This is a genomic window from Pantoea sp. 1.19 (genome assembly GCF_001922585.1).
Lineage (GTDB): Bacteria > Pseudomonadota > Gammaproteobacteria > Enterobacterales > Enterobacteriaceae > 1-19.
The window spans coordinates 348,325-363,076 of record NZ_MRBS01000002.1; the positions used below are offsets into that span (position 1 = coordinate 348,325).

General features: G+C 59.9%; 13 protein-coding genes and 1 pseudogene. 7 read left to right on the forward strand and 7 right to left on the reverse strand.

The window, feature by feature from the left end:
- Positions 1 to 49 precede the first annotated feature (49 nt).
- Positions 50 to 1,012: a cell division protein ZipA gene (gene zipA, locus BS626_RS05565; protein ID WP_075181399.1), complete on the reverse strand. Its 963-nt coding sequence runs from the start codon at positions 1,010 to 1,012 to the stop codon at positions 50 to 52.
- Between the two features lie 220 nt (positions 1,013 to 1,232).
- Between zipA and cysZ the strand changes: the two genes are divergently transcribed.
- From cysZ to crr, 5 genes are all read left to right on the forward strand, one after another.
- Entirely contained in the window at positions 1,233 to 1,994 is a 762-nt protein-coding gene (cysZ, locus tag BS626_RS05570; protein WP_075181400.1) for a sulfate transporter CysZ, read from the forward strand.
- Between the two features lie 148 nt (positions 1,995 to 2,142).
- Positions 2,143 to 3,114 (forward strand): cysteine synthase A, encoded by a 972-nt coding sequence (cysK, locus tag BS626_RS05575; protein WP_075181401.1) that lies wholly within the window; start codon positions 2,143 to 2,145, stop codon positions 3,112 to 3,114.
- A gap of 375 nt (positions 3,115 to 3,489) precedes the next feature.
- Complete coding sequence (gene ptsH / locus BS626_RS05580; RefSeq protein WP_034916267.1) at positions 3,490 to 3,747, forward strand: phosphocarrier protein Hpr; 258 nt, start codon at positions 3,490 to 3,492, stop codon at positions 3,745 to 3,747.
- A 284-nt stretch (positions 3,748 to 4,031) separates the two neighbouring features.
- The gene (ptsI, locus tag BS626_RS05585) at positions 4,032 to 5,759 is read left to right on the forward strand and encodes a phosphoenolpyruvate-protein phosphotransferase PtsI (RefSeq protein ID WP_075181402.1); all 1,728 of its coding nucleotides are present in this window, start codon (positions 4,032 to 4,034) and stop codon (positions 5,757 to 5,759) included.
- A 42-nt stretch (positions 5,760 to 5,801) separates the two neighbouring features.
- Positions 5,802 to 6,305: a PTS glucose transporter subunit IIA gene (gene crr, locus BS626_RS05590; protein WP_075181403.1), complete on the forward strand. Its 504-nt coding sequence runs from the start codon at positions 5,802 to 5,804 to the stop codon at positions 6,303 to 6,305.
- Positions 6,306 to 6,355: 50 nt separating this feature from the next.
- Here the strand turns inward: crr and BS626_RS05595 are convergent.
- Positions 6,356 to 6,669, reverse strand: a pseudogene (locus tag BS626_RS05595) (response regulator); the annotation flags it as partial.
- A gap of 167 nt (positions 6,670 to 6,836) precedes the next feature.
- On the opposite strand from BS626_RS05595, the gene BS626_RS05600 reads away from it, so the two are divergent.
- The gene (locus tag BS626_RS05600; RefSeq protein ID WP_205949619.1) at positions 6,837 to 8,015 is read left to right on the forward strand and encodes an efflux RND transporter periplasmic adaptor subunit; all 1,179 of its coding nucleotides are present in this window, start codon (positions 6,837 to 6,839) and stop codon (positions 8,013 to 8,015) included.
- A 3-nt stretch (positions 8,016 to 8,018) separates the two neighbouring features.
- On the forward strand, positions 8,019 to 9,959 hold the full coding sequence (locus BS626_RS05605) for a MacB family efflux pump subunit (protein WP_075181404.1): 1,941 nt from the start codon (positions 8,019 to 8,021) through the stop codon (positions 9,957 to 9,959).
- Here BS626_RS05605 and cysM read toward each other — a convergent pair.
- From cysM to BS626_RS05630, 5 genes are all read right to left on the reverse strand, one after another.
- Positions 9,934 to 10,854: a cysteine synthase CysM gene (cysM, locus tag BS626_RS05610; protein ID WP_075181405.1), complete on the reverse strand. Its 921-nt coding sequence runs from the start codon at positions 10,852 to 10,854 to the stop codon at positions 9,934 to 9,936. The genes BS626_RS05605 and cysM overlap by 26 nt on opposite strands.
- A 76-nt stretch (positions 10,855 to 10,930) precedes the next feature.
- Positions 10,931 to 12,019: a sulfate/thiosulfate ABC transporter ATP-binding protein CysA gene (gene cysA, locus BS626_RS05615; RefSeq protein WP_075181406.1), complete on the reverse strand. Its 1,089-nt coding sequence runs from the start codon at positions 12,017 to 12,019 to the stop codon at positions 10,931 to 10,933.
- A complete protein-coding gene (cysW, locus tag BS626_RS05620) occupies positions 12,009 to 12,884 on the reverse strand; it encodes a sulfate/thiosulfate ABC transporter permease CysW (RefSeq protein ID WP_075181407.1) in 876 nt (291 codons plus the stop codon). Before cysW ends, cysA begins: the two co-directional genes overlap by 11 nt.
- Positions 12,884 to 13,720: a sulfate/thiosulfate ABC transporter permease CysT gene (gene cysT / locus BS626_RS05625; protein WP_075181408.1), complete on the reverse strand. Its 837-nt coding sequence runs from the start codon at positions 13,718 to 13,720 to the stop codon at positions 12,884 to 12,886. Before cysT ends, cysW begins: the two co-directional genes overlap by 1 nt.
- Complete coding sequence (locus BS626_RS05630) at positions 13,720 to 14,736, reverse strand: sulfate ABC transporter substrate-binding protein (RefSeq protein WP_075181409.1); 1,017 nt, start codon at positions 14,734 to 14,736, stop codon at positions 13,720 to 13,722. The genes cysT and BS626_RS05630 overlap by 1 nt, the downstream gene beginning before the upstream one ends.
- Positions 14,737 to 14,752: the final 16 nt, after the last annotated feature.

Here is a 14,752-nt window from a genome sequence, read left to right on the forward strand (position 1 = left end):
ATAAAAAACCCCCTGATTCGGGGGTTTGGGAATAGCGTGGTCAGCGTGGTTATGGGGTGTTTTCCACCACTTCGCGGATGCTGGCTTTGTACGTTTCGAGCTTCTGCGGCGTCATCATCCGCCGCTCATCATCCAGCACTACGCCACCGACGTCATCGGCAATCCGCTGCGCCGACTGCAGCATCAGCTTAAAGTTCTGGAACGCATCGCCGTAGGACGGCACCATCATAAAAATCGAGACGCCCGGGGTGCTAAAATCGCCCATCGCATCGGGGTTAAAGGAGCCCGGTTTGACCATGTTCGCCAGGCTGAACAGCACCGGGCCGCTGCCGGCCGGGCTCAGATGACGATGGAAAATATTCATTTCACCGAACTGGAAGCCGGCCTGCAGGATGCCCTGTAGCAGGGCTTCACCATTGAGAACGCCGCCGGCATGGGCGGCCACGTGCAGAACCAAGACCGCCTCTTTACGCTTTTCCGCTGTCGCGGCGGAGGGTGCGGGCTCGTCGCGCGGCGCCGCGACCGGCGCTGACTGAACCGGGGTGTCTGCCGGCGCTGACGCCGGCTCAGCCGCGCGATCGTCGTGGTGCGGGGGCTCGGCGTGCGTCCGCGGCGCATCAGGCGGCGGCGGAACAGCAGCAGGCTGGGGAGCATCGGCCGGGGCGTCGAACAGCGGATCGTAGCCGTCTGGTGCGTTGGCTCCAGCGGGCGGCGCAAAGTGCGGCTCCTCGCGGCGGGGCGTCGGTTGAGGTTCCGGCTGGCGCACCGGCGCAGGCTCCGGAGTCACCGGCTTCGCGGCGCTCTCCGCATCCTGACGGTGCGCGCGCACCTCACCGATGCCATCGGACTCTTCGCCGGGCTGCGGGTCACTGTCGTGCTGTATGCGTTTGTGCGGGCGATCGCGAAACACGGATGAACGCTCTTTACGACTGGTCCACAGCCCGTGCAATAGCAGCGCTATTATGGCGATCGCGCCAACAACGATTAATATCAGACGCAAATCCTGCATCATTGTATTCTCTGTTGTTCCAATATCTTGCCACCGCGGCAAACTTTATTCTCTAACTGTATTTGCCCTGCCAGACAAGTGCAAGTCTGTACACTGTTTTCTGGTAAATAAGATGCTTCACTTACGCCTTTCTGCTGTTTTTTCAGCCAAAGCGCTACTGGTATCGCGCCGCAGAGGCGTTATAGTGAAGTTCGTCACGCTATCTTCAGGAGTACTCAGGTCCATGGTTTCATCGCTTCCTGCCTCTCAACGCAGCGGTTTTCACTACTTTACTCAAGGCTGGCGGCTCATTCGCCTGCCGGGAATCCGTCGCTTTGTGCTGCTGCCGCTGCTGGTCAACGTCCTGCTGATGGGCGGCGCTTTTATCTGGCTTTTCTACCGCCTCGGCGACTGGATCCCGGCCCTGCTCTCCCACGTTCCCGACTGGCTACAGTGGATAAACTATCTGCTGTGGCCCCTGACGGTGATCGCCATTTTGCTGGTCTTCAGCTACTTCTTCTCCACCGTCGCCAACTGGATTGCCGCACCGTTTTGCGGCCTGCTGGCCGAACAGCTGGAAGCCCGGCTAACCGGACGGCCGGCGCCGGACGCCGGCTGGGCCGCACTGCTGAAAGACGTGCCGCGAATAGTGAAGCGCGAAGTGCAGAAACTGGTATGGTACTTACCGCGGGCGCTGGTACTGCTGCTGCTCTACTTTATACCCGGCGTCGGGCAAACCCTCGCCCCGGTGCTGTGGTTTCTGTTCAGCGCCTGGACATTGTCGATTCAGTATTGTGATTATCCGTTCGACAACCACAAAGTCAGTTTCGCTACCATGCGTGCCGCCCTGCGCCAGCATAAAGCCACCCATATGCAGTTCGGCTCACTGGTCAGTCTGTTTACCCTGATTCCGCTCCTGAATCTGGCGATCATGCCGGTGGCCGTCTGCGGCGCTACCGCCATGTGGGTCGATAACTATCGTTCCCGGCTGGCGTCAGCGCGTTAACGCCCGGCGGAGGCCCCACGCGGTGCCTCCGCTCTGGCTGACGCTTATTTCCGCTTCACATATCCATATGCCATTTGTTTACTTCCGTGCCTCCACTGTTAAGGTATTCTCTGATGGACGCACCATTTCAACCAGTTAAGGACGGGCTATGAGTAAGATTTATGAAGACAATTCACTGACCATCGGACATACGCCGCTGGTGCGTTTAAATCGCATAGGTAACGGCCGTATCCTGGCGAAGGTGGAGTCCCGTAACCCCAGCTTCAGCATCAAGTGCCGTATCGGTGCCAATATGATTTGGGATGCAGAGAAGCGGGGCATTCTCAAGCCCGGTATCGAACTGGTGGAGCCAACCAGTGGCAACACCGGCATTGCGCTGGCCTACGTGGCGGCGGCGCGTGGCTACAAGCTGACGCTGACCATGCCGGAAACCATGAGCGTGGAGCGGCGCAAACTGCTGAAGGCGCTGGGCGCGAATCTGGTGCTGACCGAAGGGGCGAAAGGCATGAAGGGGGCCATCGCCAAGGCTGAAGAGATCGTCGCCAGCAATCCGGACCACGTGGTCATGCTGCAGCAGTTCAGCAACCCGGCCAATCCGGAGATTCATGAAAAAACCACCGGTCCGGAAATCTGGGAAGACACCGATGGCGAAGTCGATGTCTTTATCGCCGGCGTCGGCACCGGCGGAACGCTGACCGGTGTCAGCCGCTATATTAAAAATACCCGTGGGAAAAAAGATCTGATTACCGTGGCGGTTGAGCCCACCGACTCCCCGGTGATTGCTCAGGCGCTGGCTGGGGAAGAGATCAAGCCCGGTCCGCACAAAATTCAGGGCATTGGCGCCGGCTTTATTCCCGGCAACCTGGATCTGAAGCTGGTCGACCGCGTAGTGGCGATCGGTAATGATGAGGCGATCGCTACCGCACGCCGCCTGATGGAAGAGGAAGGCATCCTGGCCGGTATCTCTTCCGGAGCCGCGGTGGCCGCCGCGCTGAAGCTGCAGGAAGATCCGGCCTTCGCCGACAAAAACATTGTCGTGATCCTGCCCTCTTCCGGCGAGCGCTACCTCAGCACCGCCCTGTTTGCCGATCTTTTTACGGAAAAAGAGCTCCAGCAGTAAGCATTGCTGGCCGATTCGGTTAAAAAAGCACCCTTTTGGGTGCTTTTTTGTGGCCTGCGTCAAAGTTTTCACTTATGGCAGATTGAATCACCGCGGTGGCTCTGGTACATAACCAGCGAATTATTTTGAAGCCTGAAATTAATCCCTGCCTGGATGAGAGAATGCTGAATCGCTGAGCGGATTTGGCGCAGGGGGCCAAAAACGGCATAATAGAGCACGACGCGTCGGCGGCCCGCATCGGCCCGGCGCGACGGTATTCGTACTCTGCATTGCGTCATCCGGCGATCTGCCCGACGCACCCATACAAGCTAAAGTGACGCCACCAGGCTAAACTTTAGTTCCACAACACCAATCCACTTAAGTTGGGGAAAGAGCATGTTTCAGCAAGAAGTGACTATCACCGCACCAAATGGTCTGCACACCCGTCCGGCCGCTCAGTTTGTAAAAGAAGCGAAAGCCTTTGCCTCTGAAATCACCGTGACCTCCAACGGCAAATCTGCCAGCGCGAAGAGCCTGTTTAAACTGCAAACGCTGGGTCTGACTCAGGGAACCGTCGTGACCCTGTCTGCCGAAGGGGAAGACGAACAGAAAGCGGTGGAGCATCTGGTCAAACTGATGGCGGAACTGGAATAAGGACGCGCTATCGTTTGGGCCCGTCAGGCGGTGTGCCCGACGCACACCCACTGGCACACCTGCCGCCTGATGTACCCCATTTTTGATCGCGGACAGTCTGTCCGCGTCATTGTTTCTGTACAGTACGTTCATTACGCTGACGCTTAATGCATTTGCGTCGGGTCTGCCAGATAGTGCGCCGGCCGCGCCATCCCGCAATGACTCAGCACCAGGATCGGGTTCACGCCCAGCAACGTCGCCTGCTTCAATGGGCTTCAGTAGATATCACGAATAAAGGTAGGGTTATGATTTCAGGCATTTTAGCATCCCCCGGTATCGCCTTCGGCAAGGCACTCCTGCTGAAGGAAGATGAGATCGTCATCAACCGGAAGAAGATCACTGATGACCAGGTTGAACAGGAAGTACAGCGCTTTCTGGACGGACGCAGCAAAGCCTCTGCCCAGCTGGAGGCCATTAAAATCAAAGCCGGCGAAACCTTCGGTGAAGAGAAGGAAGCCATCTTTGAAGGCCACATCATGCTGCTGGAGGATGAGGAGCTGGAGCAGGAAATCATCGCCCAGATCAAAGATGACCACCTGTCAGCCGATGCCGCCGCCCATGCCGTGATTGAAGGTCAGGCCAAAGCGCTGGAAGAGCTGGACGATGAATACCTGAAAGAGCGTGCCGCCGACGTGCGCGACATCGGTAAGCGCCTGCTGCAAAACATTCTCGGCCTGCACATTGTCGACCTGAGCGCGATTCGCGACGAGGTGATCCTGGTCGCCAAAGATCTGACCCCGTCAGAAACCGCGCAGTTGAACCTGAAGAAGGTGCTGGGCTTTATTACCGATCTCGGTGGCCGCACTTCCCATACCTCGATCATGGCGCGCTCGCTGGAGCTGCCGGCGATCGTAGGCACCGGGGAGATCACCAGCCGGGTGAATAACGGCGATTTCCTGATCCTCGACGGCGTCAACAACCAGATTTACATCAACCCGACCGAGTCGGTGATTGACGAGCTGAAAGCCGTGCAGGCGCAGTACATCGCGGAAAAAGACGAGCTGGCCAAGCTGAAAGATCTGCCGGCGATTACCCTCGACGGTCATCAGGTTGAAGTGTGCGCTAACATCGGTACCGTGCGCGATATCGCCGGCGCCGAGCGCAACGGCGCGGAGGGCGTCGGCCTGTACCGCACCGAATTCCTGTTTATGGATCGCGATTCACTGCCGACCGAAGAGGAGCAGTTTCAGGCCTATAAAGCCGTCGCGGAAGGCATGGGCGCACAGGCGGTGATTGTCCGCACCATGGACATCGGCGGAGATAAAGATCTGCCCTACATGAACCTGCCGAAAGAAGAGAACCCGTTCCTCGGCTGGCGCGCCATTCGCATCGCCATTGACCGCCGCGAGATCCTGCATGCCCAGCTGCGCGCTATTCTGCGTGCCTCCGCCTTCGGTAAACTGCGCATCATGTTCCCGATGGTCATTTCGGTTGAAGAAGTGCGCCTGCTGAAGGGCGAGCTGGAGATGCTGAAAGGCCAGCTGCGCAGCGAAGACAAAGCGTTTGATGAAAGCATCGAGATGGGCATTATGGTGGAAACACCGGCCTCCGCGGTGATCGCTCATCACTTGGCGAAAGAGGTCGACTTTTTCAGTATTGGGACAAATGACCTGACGCAGTATACTCTGGCAGTAGATCGTGGTAATGATCTGATTTCTCATCTGTACAACCCCATGTCGCCGTCGGTGCTGCTGCTGATCAAACAAGTGATCGACGCCTCGCACGCCGCGGGCAAATGGACCGGTATGTGCGGTGAGCTGGCAGGAGACGAACGTGCTACACTACTGTTACTGGGAATGGGGCTGGACGAATTCAGCATGAGTGCCATTTCTATTCCACGCATCAAGAAAATCATTCGCAATGCGAATTTCGATGATGCGAAGGCATTGGCAGAGCAGGCGTTAACTCAGCCGACAGCAGAAGAGTTGATGAACCTGGTGAATACGTTTATCGAAGAAAAAACTATCTGCTGATTCCACGGACGCTGGCCCAAAATTACTGCTTAGGAGAAGATCATGGGTTTGTTTTCTAAACTGTTTGGCGACAAAAACGATTCCAACGGCGCGGCGATTGAGATCGTAGCACCTCTGTCAGGCGAAATCGTCAATATCGAAGATGTACCGGACGTGGTGTTTGCAGAAAAAATTGTCGGTGACGGTGTCGCCATCAAGCCGGCGGGCAACAAAATGGTTGCGCCGGTAGATGGGACAATCGGGAAAATTTTCGAAACCAACCATGCGTTTTCTATCGAATCCGACAGCGGCATTGAGCTGTTCGTCCACTTTGGCATCGACACCGTTGAGCTGAAAGGCGAAGGCTTTAAGCGCATTGCCGAAGAGGGGCAGAAAGTGAAGAAAGGTGACGTGGTCATCGAATTCGATCTGCCGCTGCTGGAGGAGAAAGCCAAGTCAACCCTGACGCCGGTGGTTATCTCCAACATGGACGAAATCAAAGAGCTGCACAAGATGACCGGCCACGTCACCGTGGGTGAAACGCCGATCATCCGCATCAAAAAATAAAGCCTGACGGCAAAATCATACGGCACCCGCGGGTGCCGTTTTTGTTAGCCAGCCGCTGCGCTGCCAGGACGGCAGGGCTTGGGCACGAATCGTCGGCCCCCATCACCAGGCCCGTGACCCGGTCGATATTATCGCCCTTCGCGGTCAGCATAATCACCGGCAGGCGGCTGCGCTGTTGCACCTGCCGCAGCACCTCAATGCTGCCGATATCCGGCAGCATAATATCGAGGATCATCGCCTGATAGCGGCCCGAAACCCCGGCCCTGCCGCTCAGCGCCAGCGTGGCTTCATCCCCTTCGGTACTCAGATAATGACTCAGCATCGTGCCCAGTTCCAAATCATCATTAACCAGCCGGATTTTCATTACGGCACCCTCACAGAAAGATGCCCTGTTTTCGCCGCTGCTGGCCGCCGCCGCCTTTTCGTATTTCTTACGTTCTATTTCGTGCTGATTCAGGTGACGTTTCTTCTTTACCCGACAAAGTGCTATATCATTAGCCTCTTTCACGCTTTTAACCACAGGGAGAGGCCGTGCGTATCACTCGACGTAAACCGGGTCTGGCAGTGCTACTGCTACTGTTACTGCTATTGACGGCCGCCGCCGTCTGGCTACGCCCGTCGACGCCGCAGAAAAACTGGCTGACCGCCACGGTGGTGCAGCGCGATATGCAGCAAACGGTACTGGCCGACGGCACGCTGAGCGCCAGCAAGCAGGTCAGCGTGGGCGCGCAGGCCTCCGGGCAGGTCAAACGTCTGCTGGTCTCGCTCGGCGACACGGTCACCGCCGGGCAGCTGGTGGCGGAAATCGACAGCATGACCCAGCAAAACGATCTGCGTAATGCTCAGGCCGCGCTGAAGAATGTGCAGGCGCAGCGGGCCTCAAAAAGCGCAATGCTGACCCAGTACCGCGCTACGTTGGCGCGGCAGCGCGCGATGCTGGCCGGTAACCTCACCGCCAGAGCCGATTACGATGCGGCGCTGGCGAACGTGCTGAGTACCGAGGCTGACATTCAGGCGCTCGATGCACAGATTGTGCAGGCAGACATTGCCGCCAGCACCGCCGGGGTCAATCTTGGCTATACGCGCATCACCTCGCCGATCGACGGCACCGTCGTGGCAACCCCGGTAGAGGCCGGCCAGACGGTCAACGCCGTACAGAGCGCCCCGACCATCATCAAAGTGGCCGACCTGAATACCATGACCGTCAAGGCGCGGATTTCTGAAGCCGATGTGGTGAACGTACGTCCGGGCATGTCGGTATGGTTCACCATTCCCGGCCAGCCCGATAAGCGCTACCGTGCTACCCTGCGGGCGATCGAGCCGGCACCCGACGCAATCAATACCGATACCAGCACCGCCGGCGCCAGCGGTAGCAACAGCACGACCTCTAGCGCCATCTATTACTACGGCCTGTTCGACGTGGCCAATCCGCAACATATCCTGCGCATCTCAATGACCGCCGAAGTGCATATCCTGATAGGTGAAGCCAAAAACGCCCTGGTTATCCCCAGCAGCGCGCTGACGCTGAACGGCGATCGCTACAGCGTGCGCGTGCTGCTGGACGGCGATCGAACCGAGCATCGTCCGGTGACGCCGGGGATGAATAACAATATCGAGGCGCAGATTTTAAGCGGCCTGCAGCCGGGTGAAAAAGTGGTGCTGGGCGAGGCTGATGCCGGGTCGCCTGACGGCCCATCGCGGGGGGGGTAAGCGGTGAACCTGATTCGACTGCAGCATATCTGCCGCACGTTCCGCAATGGCGACCAGCACATTGCGGTACTAAAAAATATCAACCTCAGCATCGACAGCGGCGAATTTGTCGCCATCGTCGGCTCTTCCGGATCGGGCAAATCGACGCTGATGAACCTGCTCGGCTGCCTCGATAAGCCGAGCAGCGGCGAGTATCACATTGCCGGTGAGTCGCTGGCGACACTGGACGACGATGCGCTGGCGCAGCGGCGGCGCGAATACTTTGGTTTTATCTTTCAGCGGTATCACCTGCTAAACGACCTGACCGCGTTAGGCAACGTTGAGATTCCGGCAATCTACGCCGGCACTCCCCGCGAGGCCCGGCGCGAGCGGGCGCAAGCGCTGCTGACCCGCCTCGGCCTCGGCGAGCGGCTGCACTACCGGCCCGGCCAGCTATCAGGCGGTCAGCAGCAGCGGGTCAGTATTGCCCGCGCGCTGATCAACGGCGGACAGATTATTCTCGCCGATGAGCCGACCGGCGCGCTGGACAGTCAGAACGGTGAAGAGGTGCTGCGCATTCTGAAAGATTTGCATCAGCAGGGCCACACGGTGATTATCGTCACCCATGACCGGCAGATCGCGGCGCACGCTGAGCGCATGATCACCCTGCACGACGGCGTGATTCTGTCGGACACCCGCCGCGAGCCGCTCTCCCCGCCCGCCGCGCTGCCGCCGCCCGCCGCCGCACCGCGTCAGCGACTGGGCGCGCTGCGCGATCGCCTGAGTGAAGCCTTTAAAATGGCGCTGGTATCCATGGTCTCGCAGCGCTTACGGACCCTGCTGACCATGCTGGGGATCATTATCGGCATCGCCTCGGTGGTATCGGTGGTCGCGCTGGGCAAAGGATCGCAGGAGATGATTCTGGCCGACATCAGCGCGATGGGCACCAGCACGCTGGATATCTTCCCCGGCGCCGACTTCGGTGATATCCACGCCGCCAGTATCCAGACCCTGCGGCCCGGCGATATTGATGCGCTCGCCGGCCAGCCCTATATCGCCGGCGTCACCCCGTCCGTCTCCACCAGCGCCACGCTAAAATACCGTAATCAGGCGCTGAACGTGTCGGTCAACGGCGTCAGCGAACAGTTTTTTGCCGTGCGCGGCTATCACCTGGCGCAGGGACACGCCTTCGGCAGCGATGCCATCCGCCGGCTAGCGCAGGTGGCGGTGATTGACGAGCCGCTTCGCGACAAGCTCTTCCCGCACGGCGGCGACCCGCTGGGTAAAGTGGTCATGCTGAATACCATGCCGGTGCAGATTATTGGCGTGGCGACCCGTGAAACCCGCTTCGGCAACGACAGTAGCCTGAACATCTGGGTGCCGTGGACGGCGGTCATGAAGCGAATGATTGGTCAGTCATGGTTTAGCAACATTACCGTCCAGGTGCGGGACAATGTGTCGCTTGACGCGGCGGAAACCGCGGTGACCCAACTGCTGAGTCAGCGTCACGGCGCGAAAGATTTCTTTGTGCTGAATACCGACAGCATCCGCAAAACCATTGAAAGCACCACCAACACCCTGACGCTGCTGGTGGCGGCGATCGCGTTTATTTCGCTGTTCGTCGGCGGGATTGGCGTGATGAACATTATGCTGGTGTCGGTTACCGAGCGCACGCGGGAAATTGGCGTGCGCATGGCAGTCGGCGCCCGCGCCAGCGACATCATGCAGCAGTTTTTGATCGAGGCGGTGCTGGTCTGCCTGACCGGCGGTATCATTGGCGTACTGCTGTCGCTGATCCCCGGCGCGGTGCTGGCCAACAGCGGTGGCAGTTTCCGCATGGTCTACTCGCCGTTCTCCATCGTCGCGGCCTTCGCCTGCTCGACGCTGATTGGCGTGATCTTTGGCTACTTCCCGGCGCGGCGCGCGGCGAAAATGGATCCTATTCACGCGCTGGAGCGGGAGTAGACGCGCCCGCGGCCTCGCTGAACACGCCGGTTGAGAGATAGCGATCGCCGCGATCGCACACGATCGCCACAATCCGGCTGCCGGGCTGCTCCCGGGCGATACGCAGCGCCCCGGCAACCGCGCCGCCGGAAGAGACGCCGCAGAAAAGGCCCTCGCGCGCGGCCAGCAGGCGCATGGTGGTCTCTGCCTCCTGCTGCCCCATATCCAGCACCCGATCCACGTACTCCGGGCGCCAGATCCCCGGCAGATAAGCCTCAGGCCAGCGGCGAATGCCCGGGATAGCGCTGCCGGGTTCCGGCTGCAAACCAATCACCTGCACCGCAGGCGATTGCTCTTTCAGGTAACGACCGACGCCGGTTATGGTACCGGTGGTTCCCATGCTGGAAACAAAATGGGTTAGCGTACCGTCCGTTTGCTGCCAGATTTCCGGACCGGTAGTGCGATAGTGACCCAGCGGGTTATCGGGATTATTAAACTGATCAAGCACTCGCCCTTCGCCGCGCGCGGCCATCGCCAGGGCGCGATCGCGGGCGCCTTCCATCCCCTCTTCGCGGTCGACAAGCACCAGCTCGGCGCCGTAGGCACGCATTGCCGCCATCCGTTCACTGCTCATGTTTTCCGGCATCAGCAGCCGCAGGCGGTAGCCTTTCAGCGCACAGATCATCGCCAGCGCGATGCCGGTATTGCCGCTGGTGGCCTCGATCAGTCGGTCACCGGGGGCGATATCGCCGCGCCGCTCCGCCTGCTGTACCATTGAGAGTGCCGCCCGGTCTTTTACCGAGCCGGCCGGGTTATTACCTTCCAGCTTGAGCCAGACCTGACTGCCGTTATCCGGGCCCAGCCGCTGCAGGCGCACCAGCGGCGTCTGGCCGATTGTTTGTTCGAGGGTGATCACGCGTTTTTCCCGGGCAGAAATAGCCGGGGCCGGATGCGATCCGGCCCCAGTGACACATTCATGTGCGTAAAAAATATCAGGCGCTGCGCGCCAATGCAACCGGACGCAGTGGCGTCGCTCCCTGGTACAGACGCGCCTGCTGCAGACCGACAAACAGCGCATCCCCACGCACCGGGGCCACCGCCGCACCGTCGAACACCACGGTGATCGGTTCACTGTGCCAGCCGCGCGGCTGTACTACCAGCTGCCAGTAGTGGCCGCGCGGGCTCACCTCCAGCACGCTCACCGGCAACGGCGTCTCCAGGCTGCTTTGGCGGCTGACATCGATCTCCCACGGACGCAAAAACAGCTCAACTGCCCCCTGGTGGGCCGGGGTGTAACCCAGCGGCCAGCGGTGTGCGCCAACCTGGCACTGCGAGCCGTGCACCTCACCGTCAACGCGGTTCACCTCGCCGAGGAACTCAAGCACAAAGCGGGTCGCCGGTTCGCGCCAGACCTCATCGGGCGTGCCAACCTGTTCGATATTGCCCTGGCTCATCACCACCACGCGATCGGCCACTTCCATCGCCTCTTCCTGATCGTGCGTAACGAACACTGAGGTAAATTTCAGCTCCTCGTGCAGCTGGCGCAGCCAGCGACGCAGCTCTTTACGCACCTGGGCATCCAGCGCGCCAAACGGCTCATCCAGCAGCAGGATCTGCGGCTCCACCGCCAGCGCCCGCGCCAGCGCTACGCGCTGTTTCTGCCCGCCGGAGAGCTGGGCCGGGTAGCGGCTGGCCAGATGGCCCAGCTGCACCATCTCCAGCAGCTGGGTGACCTTTTGCTTAATGGCCGCCGCGGAGGGGCGCTCGCGGCGCGGCAGCACCGTCAAACCGAAAGCAACGTTGTCAAACACCGTCATATGACGGAACAGCGCATAATGCTGAAACACAAAGCCCACCTGGCGATCGCGGGCGTGCAGGCGGCTGACGTCTTTGCCGTGAAAACGCAGCGCCCCGCTGTTCTGATGTTCCAGACCGGCAATAATGCGCAGCAGCGTGGTCTTACCGGAGCCGGACGGCCCGAGCAGCGCCACCATTTGCCCGGAGGGGATATCCAGCGAAATATCATTGAGGACGCGGGTGCGGCCAAACGATTTATTGATGGCGCTGATGTCAATGCTCATGCTTTTCCTCCTGCTGCAAACGGGCGTTCTGGTTTTCCAGTCGCCATTGCAAGGCGCTCTTCAAAAACAGTGTGACGATGGCCATCAGGGTCAGCAGCGCGGCGGCGGTAAACGCACCAACCGTGTTGTAATCCTGATGCAGTAATTCCACCTGTAGCGGCAGTGAGTAGGTTTCGCCGCGGATCGATCCCGATACCACCGAGACCGCGCCAAACTCACCGATGGCCCGGGCGTTGGTCAGCACGATGCCGTACAGCAGCGCCCAGCGAATATTCGGCAGCGTCACGCGGCGGAACATTTGCCAGCCGGAGGCGCCCAGCAGCACCGCCGCCTCATCTTCATGGGTGCCCTGACTCAGCATCACCGGCACCAGTTCGCGCACCACGAACGGGCAGGTCACAAACACGGTGGCCAGCACCATGCCCGGCCAGGCAAACATCACCTGTATACCGTGCGCATCGAGCCAGCCGCCTGCGGGGCCGTTGACGCCCCAGAACAGCAGATAGATCAGACCGGCAACCACCGGCGAGACCGCAAACGGAATATCAAACAGGGTGAGCAGCAGCTGGCGCCCGGGAAAGGTAAAACGGGTAACCAGCCAGGCCAGCAGCGTCCCGAACACCAGGTTGACCGGCACGGTGATCAGCGCAATCAGCACGGTCAGCCCGATCGCGCTGAGCATATCCGGGTTACTGAGGTTACTCACTACCGGGCCGATCCCCCCGGCCAACGCCTCGGTGAAAATTGAGGCCAGCGGCACGACCAGAATAAACAGCGAGATTAACATTCCCAGCGCAATCAGCAGCCACTTGCCCCGGTTGCCCGGCGCGCGGGAGACGACGTCAGGGGTGGAAAGTTGCGACATCAGTGTCCTCCTAACCGGCGGCCGAAGCGGCTCTGCAGGGTGTTAATAGCAAACAGCAGCAGCAGCGAGGCGGCGAGGATCACTGAAGCAATGGCGCTGGCCGCCGGGTAATCGAACTCCTGCAGGCGAACAAAAATCATCAGTGAGGTCACTTCGGTTTTCCAGGCGATATTGCCGGCAATAAAAATCACCGCGCCAAATTCGCCGAGGCTGCGGGTAAACGACAGCGCGGTGCCGGCCAGCAGCGCCGGTGCCACTTCCGGTAGCACCACGCGGCGGAAACTCTGCCACGGGGTCGCGCCCAGCGTTTGCGCCGCTTCTTCATACTCCGGCCCCAGCTCTTCCAGCACCGGCTGGACGGTACGCACCACAAACGGAATGCTGGTAAAAGCCATCGCCACCGCAATACCCAGCCAGGTGTAGGAGACTTTCACGCCGAAAACCTGGTAAAGCCATTCGCCGTACCAGCCGTTGACCGAAAACAGACCGGCCAGCGTCAGGCCCGCCACCGCCGTGGGCAGGGCAAACGGCAGATCCATCAGCCCGTCCAGCAGGGTGCGGCCGGGAAAGCGATAGCGGGTTAGGATCCACGCCATCAGCATGCCAAACACGGCGTTAAACAGCGACGCGACGCCCGCGGCCAGCAGGGTGACCTGATACGCCGCCATCACCTGCGGATTGGTAATCACCTCCCAGTATTGCGCCAGCGTCATCTGCGACAGCTGCATCAGCAGCGCGCTGAGCGGCAGCAGCAGGATCAGGCAGGTAAAGAACAGCGAGCTGCCGAGGCTAATACCAAAGCCCGGCAGCACGCGCTTATGGCTCGCTGCAAACATCACTGACGCCCCGCCGCTAACAATTTATCCAATTCGCCGCCGCTGGCGAAGTGGGTTTTCATCACCTGGTCCCAGCTGCCAAACACCTCTTCAACGCGCAGCAGTTCGGTGGGCGGGAATTTATCTTGCCTCGCCTGCATCAGCGCCGGATTGTTCACCCGATAGTAGAATCCGGTAATGATGTTCTGCGCCTCGGGGCTCCAGAGATAATTCAGATAGGCTTTGGCCGCGGCTTCTGTACCGTTGCGCGCCACGTTCTTATCCACCCAGGCCACCGGAAACTCAGCAAGGATATTGATTTTCGGCACCACCACTTCGTAGCCCTGATCGGCATACTGGTTGCGGATGGTGTTCACTTCCGATTCAAAGCTTATCAGCACATCGCCCAGCCCGCGCTCCACGAATGTGGTGGTGGCCCCGCGCCCGCCGGTGTCAAACACCTCAACGTTTTTCAACAGGCGGGTCATATACTGCTCGGTTTTTGTCCGGTCGTGGCCATCGGCTTTATCCACCGCGGCCCAGGCCGCCAGCCAGGTATAGCGTGCATTACCGGAGGTTTTCGGGTTTGGGAAGATCAGCTTCACGTCGTCGCGGACCAGATCGTTCCAGTCGCGGATATTTTTCGGGTTGCCCTTGCGCACCAGAAACGCCATCGTGGAGTAGAATGGCGAGCTGTGGTTGGGCAAACGACGCTGCCAGTCGCCGGCAATCAGCTGGCCTTTGTCATGCAGAATCTGCACGTCGGTCACCTGGTTATACGTGACCACATCGGCGCGTAGCCCCTGAAGAATTGCCAGCGCCTGCCTGGAAGAGCCGGCGTGCGACTGACGGATAGTCAGCGTGTCGCCGCTATGCTGCTCCGCCCACTGTTTTTCGAAGGGGGCATTCAGGGCGACAAACAGCTCGCGCGACACGTCGTACGAACTGTTCAGCAGCTCCGTGGCCTGCGCGGCGCTGGCCAGCGTCAGCGACACCGCCAGCGCCGCGCTCATGTTTTTCATCCAGGGAAACGTCATCATGCACCTTGCTCGC